Consider the following 4,148-nt stretch of genomic DNA (forward strand, 5'->3'; position numbering starts at 1 on the left):
AAAGTAGCGCGGATCTTCACCCTGGGCGCGGCGGTTAAGCAGTTCTTCTTCCAGCACGTTTTCGCCGATAATCCCAAGGTCAACCACGCCGTCCATTACCAGACCGGGAATGTCGTCGTCACGCACGCGCAGAATATCAATCGGCATGTTTTCAGCCATTGCGATCAGGCGCTGGGTGTGAAGATTGATTTTAATACCACAGCGCGCCAGTAATTCGCGCGAGTCATCACTTAAACGCCCTGATTTCTGCATAGCTATGCGTAAACGAGTGTTGTCTGTCATTTTCTTCTTCCTCTTTTAACCTGTCTGAATCGGTATCAACCACGCAATAAAAAAGCCCCCGGAAGGCGATCTTCCGGGGGCTTTCTCATGCGTTCATGCACCACTGGAAGATCTGAATGTCTTCCAGCACACATCGCCTGAAAGACTAGTCAGGATGATGGTGATGATGGTGGTGTTTAAATTGAACGCGTGTCATAAAATTCTCTGTGAATGTTTATTCAACTGATGCCTTTTAACCTAAACCACTTTCACGTTAGAAAGCAAGGGCTTTTTTATATATTTTATGGCGATGGATTTGTTTAATGAATGAGCGGGGAAAGGAGGGGGCCAGGAGTGGCTACGTTAAAAAAGTAATCGTGAAAATATGTTTTTAAAACCCTCAAGAACATTGTGTTCTGTAACTAAAGTGGGCTTTGTTCCTGCCGGATGCGGCGTGAATGCCTTATCTGGTCTACAAATGTTGCCTAAATTCAATATATTGATGTTTTTGTAGGACTGATAAGCGGAGCGCATCAGGCAATTGTATATTTGCTAACAGTTTCGATTTCATTCATAGAATGAATTGTCAGTTTTGATACGCTAGCGTAGCCTTATAGATCTAAGGTGTATCAGGAGAAAACGGATGAAAAAGGTCGCAATTGTCGGGTTAGGGTGGTTAGGTATGCCGCTGGCGATGTCACTTTCAGCGCGAGGCTGGCAGGTCACCGGGAGTAAAACCACACAAGATGGCGTCGAAGCGGCCCGAATGAGCGGGATTGATAGCTATCTGCTTCGCATGGAGCCTGAGTTAGTTTGTGATTCTGACGATCTGGATGCCCTGATGGATGCCGATGCGCTGGTCATTACGCTTCCTGCACGTCGCAGTGGCCCCGGCGATGAGTTCTATTTACAAGCTGTGCAAGAGCTGGTGGATAGCGCGCTGGCTCATCGTATTCCTCGCATTATTTTTACCAGCTCAACGTCTGTCTATGGCGATGCACAAGGCACTGTGAAAGAAACTACCCCGCGTAATCCGGTGACCAACAGTGGACGAGTATTAGAAGAACTCGAAGACTGGCTGCACAATTTACCCGGTACTTCGGTCGATATTCTGCGTCTTGCGGGGCTGGTCGGACCAGGGCGCCATCCCGGACGCTTCTTTGCCGGAAAAACAGCGCCTGACGGTGAACACGGTGTTAATTTAGTCCACCAGGAAGATGTTATTGGCGCTATCACCCTGTTGTTACAGGCACCTAAAGGCGGACACATCTATAATATATGTGCGCCAGCTCACCCTGCGCGCAATGTTTTCTACCCACAGATGGCTCGTTTACTGGGGCTGGAACCCCCGCAGTTCAGAAACAGTCTGGACAGCGGTAAGGGTAAAATTATTGATGGCAGTCGGATTTGCAATGAACTGGGATTTGAATACCAGTATCCCGATCCGCTGGTAATGCCGCTGGAGTAAACGATCACGCCAGCAGGACGCCGCATACACTGCAAGGGGGCGTGTATGAAACCACTGCTGGATGTGTTGATGATCCTCGATGCCTTAGAAAAAGAAGGCAGTTTTGCGGCGGCGTCGGCCAAACTCTACAAGACGCCGTCCGCTCTGAGTTATACCGTTCATAAGCTGGAAAGCGACCTTAATATTCAATTACTCGATCGCAGCGGTCACCGCGCTAAATTCACCCGTACCGGAAAAATGTTATTAGAGAAAGGGCGGGAAGTTCTCCATACCGTGCGAGAACTGGAAAAGCAGGCTATCAAACTTCATGAAGGCTGGGAAAACGAGTTGGTGATTGGGGTAGATGATACGTTTCCTTTTTCCCTGCTTGCGCCACTCATTGAAGCCTTTTATCAACATCATAGCGTGACGCGCCTGAAGTTTGTCAATGGTGTACTCGGTGGTTCCTGGGATGCCCTGACTCAGGGGCGAGCGGATATTATTGTTGGCGCGATGCATGAGCCACCGTCTTCCAGTGAGTTTGGTTTCTCGCGGTTGGGCGATCTGGAACAAGTTTTTGCGGTAGCGCCTCATCATCCGCTAGCCCAGGAAGAAGAACCGTTAAACCGTCGTATCATTAAGCGGTATCGGGCGATTGTGGTGGGTGATACTGCGCAGGCAGGCGCTTCTACGGCCTCGCAACTTCTCGATGAACAAGAAGCCATAACCGTATTCGATTTTAAAACCAAACTGGAGCTACAAATAAGCGGTCTTGGTTGTGGCTATTTACCCCGCTATCTGGCGCAACGTTTTCTCGATAGTGGCGCGTTAATTGAGAAGAAAGTGGTCGCCCAAACTCTTTTTGAACCGGTCTGGATTGGCTGGAACGAACAGACCGCAGGGCTTGCCAGCGCATGGTGGCGGGATGAGATTTTAGCAAATAGTGCGATTGCTGGAGTTTATGCAAAATCTGATGACGGAAAATCAGCCATTTAAATAAAAAATTTTATGACAAGCCTCTCATTCTCTTGTCATTTACCCCCCATTTAGGCACAATGCGCCGCTGTCAAAAAATGACTAAAAACCGACGTTTTATCCGCGTCGGTTATTTTTTGCTTCAAACCAATCATTCATACCAAGAGGCCGGGCTTCGTACCGGATAGATATTTACTAAAAATCGACAGTTGTTGTCGCTGAGGAATCCAAAAAAATGGGGCAATTTTTTGCTTACGCGACGGTTTTCACCGTAAAGGAGAATGACCATGTCGCATAACGTTACTCCAAACACCTCTCGCGTGGAATTGCGTAAAACGCTTACGTTAGTTCCGGTTGTAATGATGGGTCTTGCCTATATGCAGCCGATGACGCTGTTTGATACTTTTGGTATCGTTTCAGGCCTCACGGATGGTCATGTGCCGACAGCCTATGCGTTCGCATTAATTGCGATCCTGTTTACGGCTTTGAGCTACGGGAAGTTGGTTCGCCGCTATCCTTCTGCTGGCTCTGCATACACTTACGCCCAGAAATCCATTAGCCCGACAGTCGGCTTTATGGTGGGTTGGTCTTCCCTGCTCGACTATCTGTTCGCGCCGATGATCAACATCCTGCTGGCGAAAATCTATTTTGAAGCTCTGGTGCCTTCCATCCCATCGTGGATGTTTGTGGTGGCGCTGGTGGCCTTTATGACCGCCTTTAACCTGCGTAGTCTGAAATCCGTAGCGAACTTCAACACGGTAATCGTAGTGTTGCAGGTTGTGCTGATCGCGGTGATTCTGGGCATGGTTGTTTATGGCGTATTTGAAGGTGAAGGCGCTGGTACGCTGGCGAGCACTCGTCCGTTCTGGTCTGGCGATGCGCATGTTATCCCGATGATTACCGGGGCGACAATCCTGTGCTTCTCCTTTACCGGTTTTGACGGCATCAGCAACCTGTCGGAAGAAACCAAAGATGCAGAGCGCGTGATCCCGCGTGCGATTTTCCTGACCGCGCTGATTGGCGGCATGATCTTCATCTTTGCAACTTACTTCCTGCAACTGTACTTCCCGGATATCTCTCGCTTTAAAGATCCGGATGCGTCACAGCCTGAAATCATGCTGTACGTTGCGGGTAAAGCGTTCCAGGTCGGCGCGCTGATCTTCTCCACCATTACCGTACTGGCGTCCGGTATGGCGGCGCACGCAGGCGTAGCGCGTCTGATGTACGTAATGGGTCGTGACGGCGTGTTCCCGAAAAGCTTCTTCGGTTATGTACACCCGAAATGGCGTACCCCGGCAATGAATATTATCCTGGTTGGCGCGATTGCTCTGCTGGCAATCAACTTTGACCTGGTGATGGCAACGGCGCTGATTAACTTTGGTGCGCTGGTAGCATTTACCTTCGTTAACCTGTCGGTCATTTCGCAGTTCTGGATCCGTGAGAAGCGTAACAAAACGCTGAAAGA

At 49.3% G+C, this 4,148-nt stretch carries 6 protein-coding genes and 1 other annotated feature; of the genes, 4 read left to right on the forward strand and 2 right to left on the reverse strand.

The genetic code is table 11. The features are described 5' to 3' along the window. Both EQY_RS0110445 and hisL read right to left on the reverse strand, forming a co-directional pair. The coding region (locus EQY_RS0110445; RefSeq protein WP_000131773.1) for a hypothetical protein at positions 1–282 on the reverse strand (282 nt) is incomplete at its 3' end. 46 nt (positions 283–328) lie between these two features. Then, positions 329–452: a sequence feature (His leader region), on the reverse strand. Then, positions 428–478: a his operon leader peptide gene (gene hisL / locus EQY_RS24530; protein ID WP_001364200.1), complete on the reverse strand. Its 51-nt coding sequence runs from the start codon at positions 476–478 to the stop codon at positions 428–430. It overlaps the preceding feature by 25 nt. Positions 479–904: 426 nt before the next feature. Here hisL and EQY_RS0110450 point away from each other — a divergent pair, with 426 nt between their 5' ends. The 4 genes from EQY_RS0110450 to plaP all read left to right on the forward strand — a co-directional run. Further along, on the forward strand, positions 905–1,729 hold the full coding sequence (locus EQY_RS0110450; protein ID WP_000754742.1) for an SDR family oxidoreductase: 825 nt from the start codon (positions 905–907) through the stop codon (positions 1,727–1,729). Positions 1,730–1,774: 45 nt separating this feature from the next. Further along, entirely contained in the window at positions 1,775–2,704 is a 930-nt protein-coding gene (locus EQY_RS0110455; RefSeq protein WP_000803376.1) for a LysR substrate-binding domain-containing protein, read from the forward strand. A gap of 214 nt (positions 2,705–2,918) precedes the next feature. After that, positions 2,919–2,981, forward strand: coding sequence for a membrane protein YoeI (yoeI, locus tag EQY_RS26150; RefSeq protein ID WP_105279388.1), 63 nt, complete (start codon positions 2,919–2,921; stop codon positions 2,979–2,981). Further along, the coding region (gene plaP / locus EQY_RS0110460) for a putrescine/proton symporter PlaP (RefSeq protein WP_000019195.1) at positions 2,971–4,148 on the forward strand (1,178 nt) is incomplete at its 3' end. The genes yoeI and plaP, both read left to right, overlap by 11 nt.

Source organism: Escherichia sp. TW14182 (assembly GCF_000208525.1).
Classification (GTDB): Bacteria; Pseudomonadota; Gammaproteobacteria; order Enterobacterales; family Enterobacteriaceae; genus Escherichia; species Escherichia ruysiae.